The organism is Parabacteroides johnsonii DSM 18315, assembly GCF_025151045.1.
GTDB lineage: Bacteria > Bacteroidota > Bacteroidia > Bacteroidales > Tannerellaceae > Parabacteroides > Parabacteroides johnsonii.
Genome location: NZ_CP102285.1, coordinates 600,803 through 618,158 on the forward strand (window position 1 = coordinate 600,803; position 17,356 = coordinate 618,158).

The window sequence follows — 17,356 nt, forward strand, 5'->3', positions numbered from 1 at the left end:
AAAATAGCCTAATATCCTAATGCGTCTAAAATATGCAAGCCATCAATATAATCATTTGAGTTGTTTAATGGCTGTTTTCCTAATTTAAGGAGAAATGAAAGTAAATCATCTGCCTCATTAGTGAAAAATCCATCGGCCATATCAAGGTAGTTTATGATTTGTTCCCTGTTTTTGAAAGTGTAGGCATGTATCAGTAAGCCTTTTTCTTTTATAAGATCATACATCCAAGGTTTTAATAAATCACCAAGTAATCCGTCTTTTTCGTAAATACTAGGGCCGATGATTACGGCCCCTTGTTCAATGGCGAAATTGATCCATTTTTCGTACGTTTCTTTGTTTACATTGTCCTTTGCTGCAATTCCGATAAGATAACACATAGGGATTAAACGAGGAAAAGACTGTCTGAGTTTTTTTAAAGAAGCTTGAGAAAAAGTTTGGACAACTATACGAGCTGGAGTGTTTGCTATATATATGTGTCCAGGTTTAGTCTTGATTGATTTTAGATTTGAAACATTATCGGCATACCAACCTAATCTTTCCAATTCCTTTTTTAAATCTAGTTCAATTCCAGGATATAAATCCGGTTCTTTTGTTTCAGTGTATATACCAGGTCTATTTCCATTGTCGGCGGGGTCAGGTTCATATAAGGTGATGATGCGTCCATTGATTTTTTTATAAATTCGTTTTTGAAAAGTATCTCTTTGTATCCTATATCCTTCTGCTATCATAGTCAAGTCTTCTAGAGTGAGTATATCCAACTTGCTAAAAGAAGATCTGGCATTTGAAGGGTAGGTATAATTAAACCAAGATCCCATATCTAATTTAAATAGTTCTTCTAATGTTAAATCTGAAATGGCAACATTTTTACGTTCTGGATATTTTGAATCAATGTCACTAGTCCGTGTTAGCCGTAGATCATGAAAGAGAACCAAATATCCATCTTTTGTTCGTTGTAGATCACATTCTAAATACGTTGCACCCGCATTTCTGGCCCATCTCATGGCGGCTTCTGTTCCCTCAGGAGCCCAATAACAAGTTCCTCTATGGGCGATAATAGATGGTTGAGGAATATTCTTAAGTACATTTTTTTGTTCTTGAGTTAATTCATAGATGATAATCTCATCTTTTTGGGAACAAGAAATGAGAAACAAAATACATATAGCGAATATTACGTATGGAAGAAATGATTTTTGCATATTCTATCATTAATTACAAACATTGAGTAATATATGATTTTGCTTCTAAAATAATTTTCTTTTTTGTTTTATCCAAATATTTTCTATAGCAAAGCAGCAATATCTCAAAATTTGCATCGTTTATAAAGGTAACAGCATTTTATAAGAATTGTTTTATAGTTTGCAGTAGCTAAAATTGTATCTTTGCATTTTTAAAATCTAGAATATATAAAAAATATGAAGTTGAAGTATTATTTGTTGGTTATCTTTTGTGGCTTAATGTCTGCCTGTTCAGCACCAAAAGATATCGTTTATTTTCAAGGTGTTGACTCTTTGTCTCCAGAACAGCTTAGTAAAATGAGTCAAACGTACTCAACAAAGATCACTTATGATGATTTATTATCTATAACTGTTGCTGCTTGGGATCCTGCTGCAGTAACACCTTTTAATCCTCCAACATTTGCCTATTCTACCGAGGGCGAACAGCCTTTATCCGTTTCTCAATCATTGTATACTTATTTGGTTGATAAAGACGGAAATATTAATTTCCCTGTATTAGGTAAAATTCATGTGGCAGGAATGACAAGACAAGAATTAGCAACAAAAATGCAGGAGATGATTTCGAAATATGTGGAAAATCCATTGGTAAATGTTCAATTACTTAATTTTAAGGTTACGCTAATGGGGGAACTAAATCGTCCTGGGTCTTATACTATAAAAAATGATCGTGTTACTATATTAGATGTAATTGGGATGGCTGGTGATTTGCCTTTGACTGCAAACAGAAAAAATATTTTGGTGATTCGTGAAAATGATGGCCAAAAGGAAATTCATCGTATGGACATTACAGATCCTGCAATATTTGAATCTCCATGTTTTTATTTGAAACAGAATGATGTAGTCTATGTTGAACCTATTAAGATTAAGCAACGAGCACGTACAAGTTCTGACAGACAGTTTACAATGTCTGTATTAACGTCTCTTATCAGCTCTGTGTCTATCATTACAAGTATGGTTATTACAATTGTGAATTTAAACAGAAACAACAAATAAAGGAAAAATATGGAATCTATTCAAACTGATAATGAAACAATTAGCTTAAAAAAGATAATAGTTAATTATATAAGCCATTGGAAATTATTTGTTGCTGCAGCTTGTTTTTCTGTTATTCCTGCTGTCTTGTACTTGGTGTTGTATCCCAAGACATACGAAATAATGGCTAAGATGAAAATACAGGAAGATAAGGATTTAACGAGCAGTGGAAGTATGGGATTGGGAGAGGCTGCCGGTTTAATGAAATCTTTTGGCCTTGGTGGCGGTAGTGTGGCAGGGATTGTTTTGGATGATGAAATAGCAATGTTATCGTCTAACGAGTTGTTGAAAAAGACTGCTATCCGTTTAGGATTGAATGTGACCTATGAGCAACCTTTTTCGTTCATTCAATTATATGAAGATACACCTTTGCGTGTTATTCCGGATTCGGTGACTCAATATAATTTGAAAGATGGATTTGAGTTTAAAATAAAGGTGAATTCAGATGGAAGTGCTAAATTGAAAATGAAAGAAACTGGAGAAACTTATTCTTTTGCATCATTACCCGCACAATTAAAAACACCAAGTGGTTCATTTGATATCGTATGCACAGAAACTTCTAAAATCCAGAAACCGTTTACGTTGAATGTTGTGGTTTCTCCTGCAGGATGGACAGCAGAGGATTTGCAAGAAATTATTCAGATCGAGGAGTTTTCTAAAAATGCGAATACCTTGGAGTTGTCTTGTACGGATTATGAAAAAAAACGTGCTGTTGATTTGTTAAATACTTTAATGGAGGAGTATAATAAAAATACAGATGCAATTAAGAAGGATGAAAATCTCAAAATGATGGATTTCTTGGATAGCCGTGTCCAGAGTGTGATGCAGGATTTGAATGGAATAGAGCGTACAATCGAAGCATATAAGATATCTAATAAGATGACTGATATGGAATATGACGTTCAGTTCTATACGGATGCTGTCAAATTGTTCCGGGAAAAGATTATAGAAATGGAAGCTCAAGGATATTTGATTGATTTGTTGGATGATTTTGTCAAAGATCCTAAGAATAAGTATAGTATTATCCCACCTATGTTGTCTGTCGGTGAAGGCGAAAAAGGAGGAGCTGTTAGTTCTTATAATGAAGCACTACTTGAACGGGAGAAGTTGATAAAATCTTCTACTACAGATAACCCGTTATCGGAAATAGCAAACAATCAAGTAGATAAATTGCGTCAAGGAGTTGTTCAGTCCATTTCTAATATGAAAAAAAGTTATCAATTGGTCTTGGATGATTTGAAATCACAAGAAAAAAAGATTATGGACAAGATGGGCAATGTCCCTACCTATGAACGAGAATACCTGGATTTGAAACGTCAACAAGAAATTTTACAGGGTGTATATTTGATTTTGTTACAAAAAAGAGAAGAGTTAGCTTTGTCTTCCGGCCATGGACGAGATAAAGGATTAATTCTTGATTCAGCATATGTGAAATATATACCAATCGGGCCTCGCAAATTATATGCGGCAATATTTATGGTCGTATTTACAATTCTTATACCTGTAGGATATTTGTTCGGAAAAGAACAAATACGTTCATTGATCATAGAATATAAAAATAGTAAACATTCTTAATGTCTTGAAGAATAGCACGAAACAGCTTAAAGTAGGTGTACTTTTGTCATATCTGACTTTAGGATTGAGTAATCTGATCGCTTTAATCTATACTCCTTTCATGCTTCGTATGATGGGGCAGTCGGAGTATGGATTATATTCTTTGGTTGCTTCGGTTGTAGCCTATCTTACAATACTTGATTTTGGTTTTGGAAATGCTATAGTTCGCTATACCGCTAAATATAGGGCAGAAGGTAAAGTTGAAGATCAATATTCACTGTTTGGACTTTTTTTCATATTATATTCAATTATAGGAGTCATTTCTTTTCTCTTGGGGTTAGGACTGTATTTTAATATAGATTTTTTATTTGAACAATCCATGACGGGGGAGGAGCTGTCAAAGGCTCGTGTCATGGTCCTTCTGTTGGTTTTTAATGTTGCATTGACTTTTCCTCTCAGTGTTTTCTCGTCAGTAGTGGTGGCTTATGAAAAGTTTATTTTTCATAAGTTTATCAATCTCGCCCGAGTTATCCTACAGCCTTGTCTAATGATACCTTTACTACTCGTTGGGTATAAGGCTGTTGGTATGGTCGTTCTGACGACAGTGCTAAACATAGGAACGTTGTTGATTTGTTGTTGGTATTGTTTTGCACGTTTGCATGTCAGGTTGAATTTCAAAAATAAACATCAAGGTGCTTTATTGAAAGAAATATCCAGCTATTCTTTTTATGTATTTCTGACTATTATTGTTGACCGGGCTTTTTGGAGTACGGGACAGTTTATTTTGGGAATGTTGAGTGGAACAAAAGATGTTGCGATCTATTCTATAGTAGTTCAGTTCTGCAATTATTATATGAGTTTTTCGGTTGCTATTTCGGGAGTTTTCCTGCCTAAGATGACTCAATTGATTGCGGAAGGTTGCGAACGAAAGGAGTTGTCAGAGATGTTTATCCGGATAGGACGTATTCAATATCTTGTGATGATTTATATTTTGTTTGCTTTTGCCCTTTTTGGGCGTGATTTTATTTATTATTGGGCAGGAATGGATTATCATGATGTATATCCTTTGGCAATCATGATTATGATCCCTCAGACTATACCTTTGATACAGAATTTGGGGATTGCTATTTTACAGGCGCAAAACCGTCAGCGATTTCGTTCTTTTTTGAATGTAGCCGTTTCCCTCATCAGTGTTTTTATTGGATATGAATTAACTAAAAGATATGGTATATATGGGTGTGCTTTTGCTACCAGTGTAGCTTTGTTTTTGGGACATGGTGTCATTTTGAATTGGTACTATCATACCAAGATTCATTTGGATCTGATTTATTTCTGGAAACAAATATTCAAATTGACAATACCGGCAGCTTTGTGTGCTTTTTTTATGGCAATGTTTATGAGATGGTTGAGTAGTTCAGCCTTTACTGTCGTATTGACAGAAGGAATCTTGTATTCTGTCATGTATGTGGTTTTTATGTGGAAGTGGGGATGTAATGAATTTGAAAAAAATCAAATCAAAGTTCCCTTAATGGCATTAAAAACAAAAATAGGTTTTTAGAATAGAAAAATGAAAAATTTTTTTCGACCATTTGTTATTTGTCTGATTGACTTATTTCTTTTTTTCTTTAAAAGAGATAAGAAGATTGTTCTTTGTACCGGATGGAATGGCTTAAGGTTCGCAGATAATTCACGATATATTTTTTTGTATCTGAATACATATAGAAAAAATATATGCTTAGGCCAAGTTGTCTGGTTGTCCAATGACTCTCAGATATGTCGTGAGTTGAATGAGGCTGGGTATACCGCCTATATGAAACGTTCTTTTATGAGTATTTATTATCATTTGAGAGCTGGATATATTTTTTATGATCAGTTTAATAATGATTTATTTGTAGTTCTTACCCGTAGGTCTCGCATGGTAAACCTTTGGCATGGGATGCCGATAAAAAAATTTGGAGTATGGAGTGGATTAGATTGGAATTTGAAATCGGATTATTTGTTTACGTGTTCTGATTTTGGGGATAAATTGATAGGAAAGGCTTTCCATACTAAACCTAATCATTATATTCATGGGATGTATCCTCGGAATTATTATTTAACTGAGCCGATTTCTTATTTAACAAAAGATGAACGTTTTTACATAGATTTCATTCAGAAAAAAAAGAGAGAGAATAAGAAAATATTGTTTTATCTTCCTACATTTCGGAAACATCAATTACAGTTTTTGGGTATAACTGACCTTGAAAAGATAAATCTATTTTTTGATTTTTTAGATGATCATGGTTATTTTCTAATGACTAAAATTCATACGGGAGGATATTATAGTAATAATGATACAATTGCTGATTCTGTAAAAGAGAGGATATTAAGTTTACCTCCTCAAACAGATATTTATCCCTTTTTAAAGGAAACAGATATTTTGGTAACAGATTATTCATCTGTCTTATTTGACTTTTTGTATTTGGACAGAGATATTATTTGTTATGCTTACGATCTATATATGTATGAACATGAAGATAAAGGTTTGCTAATTGATTATCAATCTTTACCGGCAGATAGAGTCTATTCATTGGATGAATTGAAAGAGAATCTGCAGGAAAAAGTCTATAAGCGTGATAGTCATGCTGAAGATCGAAAGCGATGGCTGAAAAAGTGTTTTGATAATCGGACAATGGATGATACAATTCAAGCTTTATTAAGATGATAGTAAATAGACCTACCATATCAGTAATTGTACCTGTTTATAATGCAGAAAAAGTTTTATGTAGATGTGTGACAAGCATATTGCATCAGTCCTATTCTGATTTTGAAATATTGCTGATAAATGACGGCTCATCTGATTCTAGTGGAGGTATTTGTGAGCAATTTTCTGTCGAGGATTGCCGTGTTCGAGTCTTTCATCAAGTGAATGATGGAGTTTCTTCAGCTCGGAACAAGGGACTTTCAGAAGCAAGGGGAGAATATCTTTGTTTCATAGATTCGGATGATTGGGTTGATTCAGATTTTTTTTCTTTGATAATAAAATCCCTGAGGAGCCATGATATGGTATTTTTTGGAGGTAGAGTTGAGAAATTGTCAGGAGAACAATTGGAAATTATGTCTCCATTATCTATGCAAACGAGTGAGGATGCTTTTTCTGATATTGTTTTTTCTTTATTTAAGAATGGCATATTAGGGTATATGTGCTTTATGGCTATAAAATTGGATTTAGTTCGTAATAATCGTATTCGTTTTAGAGAGGATATTTCTATTCATGAGGATTCGATTTTTTGTTATCAATGTTTATTTAAAGCATCAAGGATTGCTTCATTAGATATACAGCCTTATCATTATGTGAGTTATACAGGTGAAAAAATTACTTTAAGTAGCCGAATACCAGATAATTATTGTTATATTGTGATAGAACGTATCAAGGAAATGGAAAGATTGGCAGTCATTAAGGAAATACCGTTTGATAAGAAGGAATATATATTAAATCATATGAAGTATTGGGCATGGGGGAAATGTTTGGATTGGGCTTCTGTCCAGCCAGATCCTGTATTGTCTATACGATTTGTAATTCAAAAACTATCAGTTATACGTGATTTTTCATTTCCATCATTAAAAGGTTTTTGGCTGTCCAAATTGATACGTGTGGGTAATCCATATGTGTTATTATTTTGTAAGCGAATGATTAAAAGATTAAACGTAAAATAATTGTATACATGAAATTATCATATATAGTACCAGTTTATAACGTTGAAGCTTACTTAGATAAATGTCTTCAAAGTCTATATAATCAATCTTTAGAATTGGTAGATTTTGAAGTCGTGATCATAAATGATGGATCTTCAGATAATAGTCTCAAAATTATAGAGAAGTATAGATCTTTATATCAGAATATAACGCTGATAGATCAAGAAAATCAAGGTTTATCTGTTGCTAGAAATAATGGGATTGGGCAAGCTAAAGGTGATTATATTTTATGTGTTGATTCTGATGATTTTTTGATACAGGATTCTATTTCTAATTTATTGCAAAAAGCGATTGATTTAGATTTAGATGTATTAAGAGGGGAGTATCGCTATTGTGACGATGCTGGTAACTTTCTTCTTCTTGATGATACGAAAAGACACAGGTATCAGTATTCTTATAAAATCATTGATGGAGATCTTTTGTTTCAATGTATTTATTGCAAGGAGTTCTATATACCGCTACTTCTTATCAGACGTTCTCTTTTACTTGAGAACCGGTTGTATTTTAGAGAACATGTTTATTTTGAAGATATTGAGTTCGCTTTTAAATTGTCACTTCTGGCGAAACGGGTAATGTATGTTCCGATAGTATTTTATATTTATAGATTAAGGGATGGCTCGATTACAAGGAATTTGACATATAAAAAAATATTAGATTTGTTTGCAGCAATAAAGGGACTGAAGTCCTATTCTGGTATGATTATATATCCAGAAAAGACAAATCGTGTTTTGGAGGAGACGATTAGCCAATTAACTGTTTATTTGCTTATAAGTCTTTCTAATTTTACAGTAAAAGATAGAAAAGAGTTATTGAAACAGTTAGATATGAAATCTATTTCTTCTTTACTCGTGTTTGGAAATATAAAAGAAGTGATAGTCTCTGTTTTGTATAATGTGTTAGGTACAAATGTTATAGGGTTGTTGTCTCCAGTAGTTAGATTGAGAAATAGTCTATTGAAATAGTTTGTTGAGTTTTATATGAGTAATGATATGATAACAGAAAATGGGAAAATAGAGCAGTTGCAAAAATTTGTGAATATACATTTTTTTGAGCTGTTTATAGCATCTTGGATCTTAGGTGTTATATTCTATACAATAGTCGGCTTTGAGGCGATTGATGAATTGTGTGCCGGAATGCTCCTTGTCTTATTTATATTCTATGTTTTCAAGACCCCAGAATGGAGAATTAATAAAGTACTTCTCTTTATCCTTTTTGTATTTTTGTTTTATCTATTTTATTCGATACAGATAAAAAGTAATACGATAAAAAGTATATTTATGGATTTTATAATCCAGCTAAAACCCTATTTGGCTTTTTTTTGTGTTTATCATATTGCTCCTAAGTTTACAGGCTGGCAACGGAAATTATTAAAGGATTTATCTTTACTTATTTGGTTCTGTTTGTGTTTTTTAGGTGTATCTCAACTTTTTGTTAGGGATGTTTTAGTTACAGTAATGGGACATCCTACGGTTTTTGCCGCTACAGTAGTTTCTGTTTCGTTGGTATATTTATATAGTAGTAATTATACTATGAAAGATAAAATTATATTTATCGTAATGTTATCTGTAGGACTTCTATCGGGCAGGGCGAAGTTTTATGGTTTTTTTGCTTGTGCTTTTGTTTTAGTGTTTTATTTCGGGACAGCAAAGAATCTAAAATTAAATCTGAAAAATATAGTTGCATTCGTAGGCATGTTTGTCGCTGTTTTATTAGTTGCTTGGCAGAAAATAGAAATTTATTTTATCCAAAATTTGGGAGATGAAAGTACCGATTCACTTGCTCGCTTTGCGTTATATGCCACATCATTTAAGATATTTGGAGATTACATGCCTTTTGGGTGTGGGTTGGGTACTTTTGCCACTCATGCATCCAGAGTCGACTATTCTCCTATTTATGGTGAATATGGAATCGATTATATTTGGGGATTGAGTAAATCATACAGTGCTTTTATTGCGGATACTTATTACCCGTCGTTGGCTGAATTCGGAGTAGTAGGTTTGGTTCTATTTGTTTTGTTTTGGTTCTATATTATAAAGAAGGCATTTTCGTTTTTTATGAAAACGAATGATACCCGCCTGATAATAATGTCCTTGCTTATTATTGGTTTTTTGGCAATTGAAAATGTTGCGGATGCGACTTTTACCAGCAATCGGGGCTTTTTTATGATGATCTTTTTAGGGTTAATCCTCTCAGAACAGAATGTGCTGGATAACAGGTTGCAATTGAAATCATAATACTTGTTTAATTGTCTAAAAACTCGATTAGGGACGCTAATAATGCTTGGTTATTTGGTTTCCAAGGTATATATGTGTGGGTAGATGCCATCTGGATATAATCTGCTAGGTTTGAGGTGTCTTTAAGTACTAAAACATTGAATTGTTCTTCCATCACTTGAGCTATTTCTTTTTGATGATTGTCTACGTGTTCACCATATTGTTTGAGGCGGGGTACAACAAGAAAGTGCTTGTTTTGCTGCATACAAGTTAAGATACTGTTTACCCCGGCATGTGTTATGACGACAGATGCTGTTTTTATAAGATAGATAAATTCATCAGGGGGTAATAGTTTGCAATATTTAGCCTTTTGGGGGATGTAATCATAGTAGGCAGATTGTATGTAAACTTCTTCTGGCTTATAAATACCTTTTTCAATTAATTCGTCTAATGCTTTCATTAGCCGGTTAAAAGGGAATTTTTGCGTTCCCAATATGACAAATAATTTAATAGACGGGACCATAATATAATGCTTTAGGATAAACTTTCAACATCTCTTTCCACTGGACATAGAATCTGTCTGCAAATAAATAGATGAGTTTTCCTGTCATAGACTTTGAATTTATTTTGGCAAAAGATTCTATATAGACAATTCGAGCTCCTATGATTTTACCCATTAAACAGGTTGGAAAGACAGCTCCAGCTCCAGTTGTAAAGATGTGTGTCGGCCTTTCTCTTGCAAGAATGTATAATGATTTGCATATATTAAAAAGAAAAATGAATATAAATTTCCAATTACGCCTTTCCTGTTGAAAAAGAAAATAACTTTTACCTGATTTGATTTCATTCTTTGTTACTTCATTTTTTTCAGTAACAATATAATATTGATATCCTTTTGCAATAGGAAATAATTGTTTGAGTTCCATCAGGTGGCCTCCGCATGAAGATATAAAACATATTTTTTTCATTGAGTGTACCGATTTTATTTTTCTAATAGATCGTAATAAATCTTCTTTAGTTGTAAAAATACATTTTCAGGGAAATAGGGCTGAACTATTTCATAAGACTTCTGCCCATAGTTTTCGATTACTTCCGGATGTTTGATAAAGAATAGTAATGCTTCTTTAATTTGTTCGAGGTTGCCAGGTTCGACCAATATTCCGTTTTGGTGGTCTTTAACAACTTCAGGAATTCCCCCGACAGGAGTTGAAATAATAGGATGTGAGTAGCTCATTGCCTCTAAAATGGCAATAGGTAAGCCTTCATTATAAGAAGGTAGGATATAGATATCTGCCCAGTTCAAATATTCGATTTTTTTATCTCCTGTAATCCATCCTTCAAATACAGCTATATCTGATATTTGGTTGTTTTGGATGAAAGCTTTGATAATATCTTCTTCCAGATTACCTCCAATTCGTAATTTTATCTTATTTCTGAATAGCTTTTGATTGTCGGAGATTACTTGTAATAGATCATAGATGCCTTTGCGCTTACCAATTTCACCTAAGAATAAAAAATTAATGACTCCGCTTTCTTTTTTTGTGGAAACTTTTATCGGAGGTGCAATAATATTATTCATTACGAAAATTTTCTTTGGATCAATTCCAATTGAAATGAAATATTCTTCCCAGGATTTTGATAACACAAAGAAATGGTTGGAAGTGTTAATTATTGATCTTATCCATTCTTTTTTTTTACTTGCATCGTAATAAGGGATAAAATCGCAAGCATGCATATGATATATTATTTTTTTCTTGAATAATGACGATAGTTTTATGAAAATTGCTTTTCTTTCAAAAGATGCATTTGCTGCTCCTTGTATATGGACAATCTTTATTTGTGGATTGAACAGTAAGATAAAAAAGAATTTAATGATAGAAATCAGTGCATAATATGCTTTTACCCATTGGGAAGATAATGTCCATGTGGTTATATATTGCATATTTTCAAAATATGTATCGTAGATTTTTACCACGGCAGCCATACCTCCTGGTGCATCTCGTTTGATGCCTACCATCAATATTTTTTTTGAAAGATCATTGGGAATGAGCTTATTCTGTTTCATTTCTAAAGGTTTAATGAAGCCTGTTTGCTTCTGTACAGATATTTATTGACAAATATAGGAAAAAAACGAATACCTAAAATCCAATTTCGGGAAAATGTTTTGTTTTAACTAGAGGGTGCAAATTCAACTTAGAAGGGTAAGTTTGCTTATGTTTTCTTGTTTTTGTTACCAAATATGTGTAATATTGTGCTTTTGTATTGGACTTTCTCTATTAGATTTAATAATATGAAGATTTTGAAAAGATTTTTAAGGAAGGTATTGGAGTATGTTTTAGAAGTAATTGAACACTCTTTAAGATTTCTTCCTTTAAGTTTGTTACAAATATTTCAAGGTGTTAGTTTGGTTGATAAAGCTTGCTTATATAAGTTTGCGATTGATTTTAAGGGTGTCGATGATGTTAATAAGAAATTATATATATGTACGAAAGGTGCTTATGAATATGATTTCTTTAATATGTGCTTTTTGAATAATATGTTAGGGATTGTTTTACTCTCCTTATATAAAGGGTATATTCCAGTGATTAATGTTAGATATGCAGATTTAAATATTTGGGATATGTTTTTGAAACAACCTTTTTCTAATTATTTAGATCAATCATCTTATTTGGCCGTTGAAAATGAGAATATACAAAGTTTTTTTTCTCCATCATTTAAGAGTATATATAATAAGAATGATTTGAAATTGTGGTGTAAGATTTATGATAATTTTGTGAAATTGAATGATGAAACCAGTACCTATATAGAACGTGAATGTCAAGAAGTATTTCGAGATGGACGACGTGTAATGGGGGTGTTGTGCCGTGGTACTGATTATGTTACATTGAGACCCTTAGGCCATCCAATACAGCCGACGCTGGAACAGGTCTTTTCTTTGTTGAAAGTTAAGATGAAAGAGTTACGTATGGATTATATCTATCTGGCTACAGAAGAAAAGAAAATAGAAGAAAGGTTTAAACAAGAATTTTCTGGAAAAATATTAATTAATAAACGCTCTTATTATGATAACTATTATGAAAATAAATGTACCTATATCCGGGAAGTGAATTTTGAAAGAGAGAATGATAGTTATTATAAAGGATTAGAATATTTTTCATCGATTGTTATTCTTTCCCGGTGTCAAGCCTTGATTGGAGGAAATACTGGTGGAAGCTGTGCCGCTATGTTTATGAATAATATGAAATATGAGTATACTCATTTATTTGATTTAGGTTGTTATAGATGAAAGTTTTCTATAGACCCGATAAAGGATATTAAAAATAGATGGATGAGATAAGCAGGTTTTTAGAAGAATTTGTCTCATGTCGAAGGATGATATTTTAAGTTGAGAATATATCATTTTTACAAATGTGTCATTTTTATCTAAATGTATTTTTTCGGTTAGTAGGCCTGTAAGGGCATCTATACGCTGAGAAAGAATGGATTTTTTTAGTTTAGTATCTAGTTTGTTTCTTTTCAGGATTAGCATAAGAAACCGATCAAACATTTTTTCATATTCAAGTGTTGGCTTACGGCTTTGCATGCAAGAAGAAGGTCTAATCATGTAATAGTATACAATTGTATTGACGATTTTTATATCTTTAATATTTAATCCTAATTTTATATTCATAATCAAGTCTTCTCCTCTGAAAATGTCTCGTGGAGTGGTAAATATATCGTCATTGAAGCAGTTCTTACGGATAATTTTTCCCCAAGGTGCATGGTATAACTTGTTTTCAAGTTGCAAACTAATATAATCAATACCGTTAAATCGACCAACTTGAGGAGAGTATAATTTATTTTTTTTAGAATAGTGTGGCATTACTTCTATAAAGTTTCCAATGACCATATCTGCATTATCGTGTTCTTTATATAATAGAGCCAATGAGTTTTCTGGTATAATATCATCTGCATCTACAAAACTGATATATTCTCCTTTTGCTTTTTCTACGCCATATTTACGTGCAGCTGTGACACCTTCGTTATTTTTATGGAATACTGTTATCCGGTTGTCGTTTTGTTGGTATTTTTGGCAGATGGAGAGAGAGGAATCTTGTGACCCGTCATCGATAAGTAATAATTCGAAATTTTTAAAAGTTTGGGAAAGTATGCTATCTATACATGATGCCAGAAATTTTTCGGCATTGTAAATGGGAACTATTATAGAGATTATCGTATCCATGCCATTAGTGTTTTTGTATCACACTTATTTAATTTGTCATTTTTAACGGTTTATGCAACCCCTAGGAATGAATTCAGAGGCAATTCTTCCATCTATAAGGATATAAAATGCCTTGTTTCCACAGAGCTTCCCAATGGTTATTGGGATCTTCCATTTGTTTACAAAGGTACTACTTATTCGGGATTTCGACAATAGTATTTGTATATCTTCCAGTTATATAATTTTAGTTGTTAAGAGTCTGTATATTAGTTTTATTTGAATTTTTACATCCTATACGAAGAAACTGAACAGCAACGCGAATGCGAATCCACCGAGTGCAATGATCGTTTCCATGACTGTCCAGGATTTTAGTGTTTGGATTTCCGTAAGTCCAAGGTATTTACCTACCAGCCAGAAGCCACTGTCGTTTACGTGGGAGAGGATAGTGGCGCCGGAGGCTATGGATATGACAATCAGTGCACAATGTATGTCCGATAGAGTGTAGGATTCTAATATAGGTCCGACAATACCTGCCGTTGTGATCATCGAGACTGTGGCGGAGCCCAGGATGATGCGGACTGCCGCTGCAATGATGAAGGCGAGGATGATCGGAGGAAACTGTGTTTTTGAGATCGATTGCGCCAGTACGTCTCCGACACCACTATCGATTAACATTTGTTTAAATTCATCGCCCGACCCGATAATCAGGATGATCATACCAGCCGGAGCCAAAGCTTTCGTGCTGATGTCGAGCAGTTCATTGCGCGTGTATCCTTGTCATGTGCCTAACAACCAGGTGGAGATCAGTGTCGCAATGATTAGAGCTGTAAACGGATGACCGAGGAAAGATGCAACTTCGTAAAACTTTCCTTCATACATATACTCTAATTTGATGAATAATTCAATCATCGACTTGACCACCATCAGGAGTAATGGAATGCCGATGATGAAAGACACCATCCAAAAGGGAGGCAGCGAATGTGCCTTGGCTGTCTCGTCTCTCTTTGCCAGCTCCTCGGTTATGTGAGGCGGAGGAGCAACCTGTATTTTGTTTCCGATATAAGGGGGCTGAATTCTAAGTCCTCTCCAAACAATATCTCTCAAATCTTACCCAAGTTTACGAACATTAACGTATCCTTGGGTAAGTTCGTATATAGACATAACAACTCTTCAGAAGTGTATAGCTACTTCCTAAACCTAAGATGTTTTCGAAGTTAAGGACCTTTTTATTATACGGCTAATGTTACAAATGGAGTCTGCCTTCGTATCACAGCAAAAGATCTTGCTATGATTTTGGCTCTTACAGCATTGATTACAGATGCTTTATGTTTCCCCTCCGCTATTTTCCTTTTATAATATGCTTTCATCTGCGGATCCCAAGATATGGCAGTAATAGCTGCTCGGGTAAAGTCTACTTTTACTTCTTTGTTAGCCAATGAAGAAGTCTGCGTTTTTCCCCGTATGGAAATACCTGAAGTATGTTCAAATGGGGCAACCCCACAATAGCAGGCAAATTTCCTCGGGTTGTCAAATCTTTGAAAATTGTCAGTAACACACAGTAATACAATGGCATTGATAATTCCTATTCCTTTTATACTTCTTAATAGCAAGTAGTTTGTGTAAAGCGATGTACTGGCGGCTATTAGTTGCTCCATATCCTTTTCCACTTCCAGGATCTTTTCTTTTATCGACTTGAGCTGCTCTTCTAAAAAAGAAATGGATTCTGTCACATCAGCCAACTTAGCCATCTGGGAGAATGTTTCCAATAACTTTATGTTTGATACTTTTTGCTTGACCAAATTGTCACGTATAATAATCCATCCCCGCAGTCTCACCAAGTCTTTGTTAGGTAATTTGTATAACTCTAGTTTTCGATAGTGTAATACCGCATAGTTCGCTATCCTTTTGGCGTCAATACGGTCGTTTTTGCCTCGTTGCAAGCCCATGGACTTCTTGATGGTCAACGGGCAAACCAAAGCCAGGGAAAATCCCATGGAGACACTGGAAACAGATAACTCTGTGACATAGCTTCCCATGTTTTCAGCACAGAACAAGAGTTTGGATAAAGAGAGATGATAACCTGCTATCCAATCCAATAAAGATTGGATCCCTTCTGGAGTGTTATCAAAAGACTTGTGAGACAACTCTTTTTCGGCCGCAGACATTAATGATGCATCGAAAGTTTTTTCCCTACATCAAGACCTACAAAATGAGAATAATGCAAATTCAACTTAGAAGTGCAACTTCGCAGTGTGTTCTCCATGAAAAAACCACTGCGGGTTTGCCCAGCGGCAGGGGTGCATAGCCCCTGAGAGCGTAGAATCAATTAGCAATACAATAAAAAAGGAGACCGAAGTCTCCTTAGGATTAACTATTTTTGTATTGTTATGAAGTATAAACAATTAACCCGTGAGCAAAGATATGCAATATCTTTGGGACTAAAAGAAGGTAAGACCCAAAAAGCGATAGCTCTTCAAATAGGAGTGTCGGCCAGTACGGTAAGTCGTGAGCTCAGACGCAATAAAAGTCATCGTGTTTATAGTTATAGCCTTGCGGATGAGATGTCGCGCGAACGGCGTGAACGTCTCCCCGGCAATCGTAAAATTCCTAGCGCCATAGAAAAAGAGGCGTTGCGTTTGTTGGTAGAAGAAGATTGGTCTCCCATGCAAATATCCGGTTATTTGAAGAGGAAAGGGTATAAGATCTCCCATGAGACCCTCTATAGACGTATACGTGCGGACTTTAGTGGTGAGCTTGCTTCCCATTGTCGTCACAAGATGAAGTATCGTCGGCATATATCCCGTCTTTGTCCTACAAAAGTCACGAATATCCCCAACCGCACGAGTATCCGCGAACGCCCTTTGGAAGCGGATGGCACCCGCTTCGGCGACTGGGAGATGGATCTTATCGTTGGCAAGGAGGGCAAAGGGGCGATCCTTACCTTAACCGAGAGGTCAAGCAACTTATTGCTGATGGAAAAGCTCCCCGATGGCAAGAAGGCAGCTTCCCTACCGAGAGTGGTGAACCGCCTTCTGTTCCCTTATAGGGGCAAAGGCGTTAGGACCATAACAACAGATAACGGAGGCGAGTTTGCCTGCCATGAACTCATAGAGAAAAAGTTAAGAGCTACCGTCTATTTTACGGACAGTTATTGCTCTTGGCAAAAAGGGGCTATAGAGAATGCCAATAAGTTGGTTAGGCAGTACATCCCAAAAGGCACTGATTTTAATACGGTGAGCGAGCGTTTCGTCATGGAGATACAGAAGAAGATCAACCGTAGGCCTCGGGAAAAGCTGGGCTTCAGAAGCCCCAAAGAGTATTTTTTCGAGAAATGGGAGCAACAAAAACGGGTGTGTCAAAATTCCCCCTTTCTTTTTTTATGCTGG

At 34.6% G+C, this 17,356-nt stretch carries 14 protein-coding genes and 2 pseudogenes; 9 read left to right on the top strand and 7 right to left on the bottom strand.

Translation table 11 applies throughout. The annotated features are described in order from the left end of the window. Window positions 1-8: 8 nt before the first annotated feature. Window positions 9-1,196: a glycerophosphodiester phosphodiesterase gene (locus NQ564_RS02685; RefSeq protein ID WP_087375786.1), complete on the bottom strand. Its 1,188-nt coding sequence runs from the start codon at window positions 1,194-1,196 to the stop codon at window positions 9-11. A 216-nt stretch (window positions 1,197-1,412) separates the two neighbouring features. Between NQ564_RS02685 and NQ564_RS02690 the strand changes: the two genes are divergently transcribed. From NQ564_RS02690 to NQ564_RS02720, 7 genes are read left to right on the top strand one after another with little or no spacing between them, the layout of a single operon-like run. Continuing rightward, a complete protein-coding gene (locus NQ564_RS02690) occupies window positions 1,413-2,228 on the top strand; it encodes a polysaccharide biosynthesis/export family protein (RefSeq protein ID WP_008153358.1) in 816 nt (271 codons plus the stop codon). A gap of 9 nt (window positions 2,229-2,237) precedes the next feature. After that, window positions 2,238-3,842 (top strand): GumC family protein, encoded by a 1,605-nt coding sequence (locus NQ564_RS02695; RefSeq protein WP_008153357.1) that lies wholly within the window; start codon window positions 2,238-2,240, stop codon window positions 3,840-3,842. A gap of 4 nt (window positions 3,843-3,846) precedes the next feature. Further along, a complete protein-coding gene (locus NQ564_RS02700) occupies window positions 3,847-5,379 on the top strand; it encodes a lipopolysaccharide biosynthesis protein (RefSeq protein WP_087375785.1) in 1,533 nt (510 codons plus the stop codon). Window positions 5,380-5,388: 9 nt separating this feature from the next. Then, a complete protein-coding gene (locus NQ564_RS02705) occupies window positions 5,389-6,525 on the top strand; it encodes a CDP-glycerol glycerophosphotransferase family protein (RefSeq protein ID WP_008153353.1) in 1,137 nt (378 codons plus the stop codon). Beyond that, window positions 6,522-7,517: a glycosyltransferase family 2 protein gene (locus NQ564_RS02710; RefSeq protein WP_008153352.1), complete on the top strand. Its 996-nt coding sequence runs from the start codon at window positions 6,522-6,524 to the stop codon at window positions 7,515-7,517. Before NQ564_RS02705 ends, NQ564_RS02710 begins: the two co-directional genes overlap by 4 nt. Before the next feature lie 8 nt (window positions 7,518-7,525). Next, window positions 7,526-8,518: a glycosyltransferase gene (locus NQ564_RS02715; RefSeq protein ID WP_008153351.1), complete on the top strand. Its 993-nt coding sequence runs from the start codon at window positions 7,526-7,528 to the stop codon at window positions 8,516-8,518. 27 nt (window positions 8,519-8,545) lie between these two features. Beyond that, window positions 8,546-9,790, top strand: coding sequence for an O-antigen ligase family protein (locus tag NQ564_RS02720; RefSeq protein ID WP_087375787.1), 1,245 nt, complete (start codon window positions 8,546-8,548; stop codon window positions 9,788-9,790). A gap of 7 nt (window positions 9,791-9,797) precedes the next feature. On the opposite strand, the gene NQ564_RS02725 is transcribed toward NQ564_RS02720, so the two are convergent. From NQ564_RS02725 to NQ564_RS02735, 3 genes are read right to left on the bottom strand one after another with little or no spacing between them, the layout of a single operon-like run. Next, entirely contained in the window at window positions 9,798-10,229 is a 432-nt protein-coding gene (locus NQ564_RS02725) for a glycosyltransferase (RefSeq protein ID WP_229091024.1), read from the bottom strand. 46 nt (window positions 10,230-10,275) lie between these two features. Next, window positions 10,276-10,737, bottom strand: a complete 462-nt coding sequence (gene pssD, locus NQ564_RS02730; RefSeq protein ID WP_039848467.1) for a PssD/Cps14F family polysaccharide biosynthesis glycosyltransferase — start codon at window positions 10,735-10,737, stop codon at window positions 10,276-10,278. Window positions 10,738-10,751: 14 nt separating this feature from the next. Beyond that, entirely contained in the window at window positions 10,752-11,834 is a 1,083-nt protein-coding gene (locus tag NQ564_RS02735) for a glycosyltransferase family 4 protein (RefSeq protein WP_008153339.1), read from the bottom strand. 225 nt (window positions 11,835-12,059) lie between these two features. Between NQ564_RS02735 and NQ564_RS02740 the strand changes: the two genes are divergently transcribed. Then, window positions 12,060-13,055, top strand: a complete 996-nt coding sequence (locus NQ564_RS02740) for an O-fucosyltransferase family protein (protein WP_008153338.1) — start codon at window positions 12,060-12,062, stop codon at window positions 13,053-13,055. On the opposite strand, the gene NQ564_RS02745 is transcribed toward NQ564_RS02740, so the two are convergent. The 3 genes and pseudogenes from NQ564_RS02745 to NQ564_RS02755 all read right to left on the bottom strand — a co-directional run bounded on the left by NQ564_RS02745 (window position 13,038) and on the right by NQ564_RS02755 (window position 16,135). Then, window positions 13,038-13,991: a glycosyltransferase family 2 protein gene (locus tag NQ564_RS02745; RefSeq protein WP_008153337.1), complete on the bottom strand. Its 954-nt coding sequence runs from the start codon at window positions 13,989-13,991 to the stop codon at window positions 13,038-13,040. The two genes, NQ564_RS02740 and NQ564_RS02745, sit on opposite strands and share 18 nt — an antisense overlap. 270 nt (window positions 13,992-14,261) lie before the next feature. Continuing rightward, window positions 14,262-15,074 (bottom strand): annotated as a pseudogene (locus tag NQ564_RS02750) (GntT/GntP/DsdX family permease). Window positions 15,075-15,199: 125 nt separating this feature from the next. Beyond that, a complete protein-coding gene (locus tag NQ564_RS02755; RefSeq protein WP_227963209.1) occupies window positions 15,200-16,135 on the bottom strand; it encodes a transposase in 936 nt (311 codons plus the stop codon). A gap of 222 nt (window positions 16,136-16,357) precedes the next feature. Here NQ564_RS02755 and NQ564_RS02760 point away from each other — a divergent pair. Next, a pseudogene (locus tag NQ564_RS02760) lies at window positions 16,358-17,299 on the top strand (IS30 family transposase); the annotation flags it as partial. Window positions 17,300-17,356: the final 57 nt, after the last annotated feature.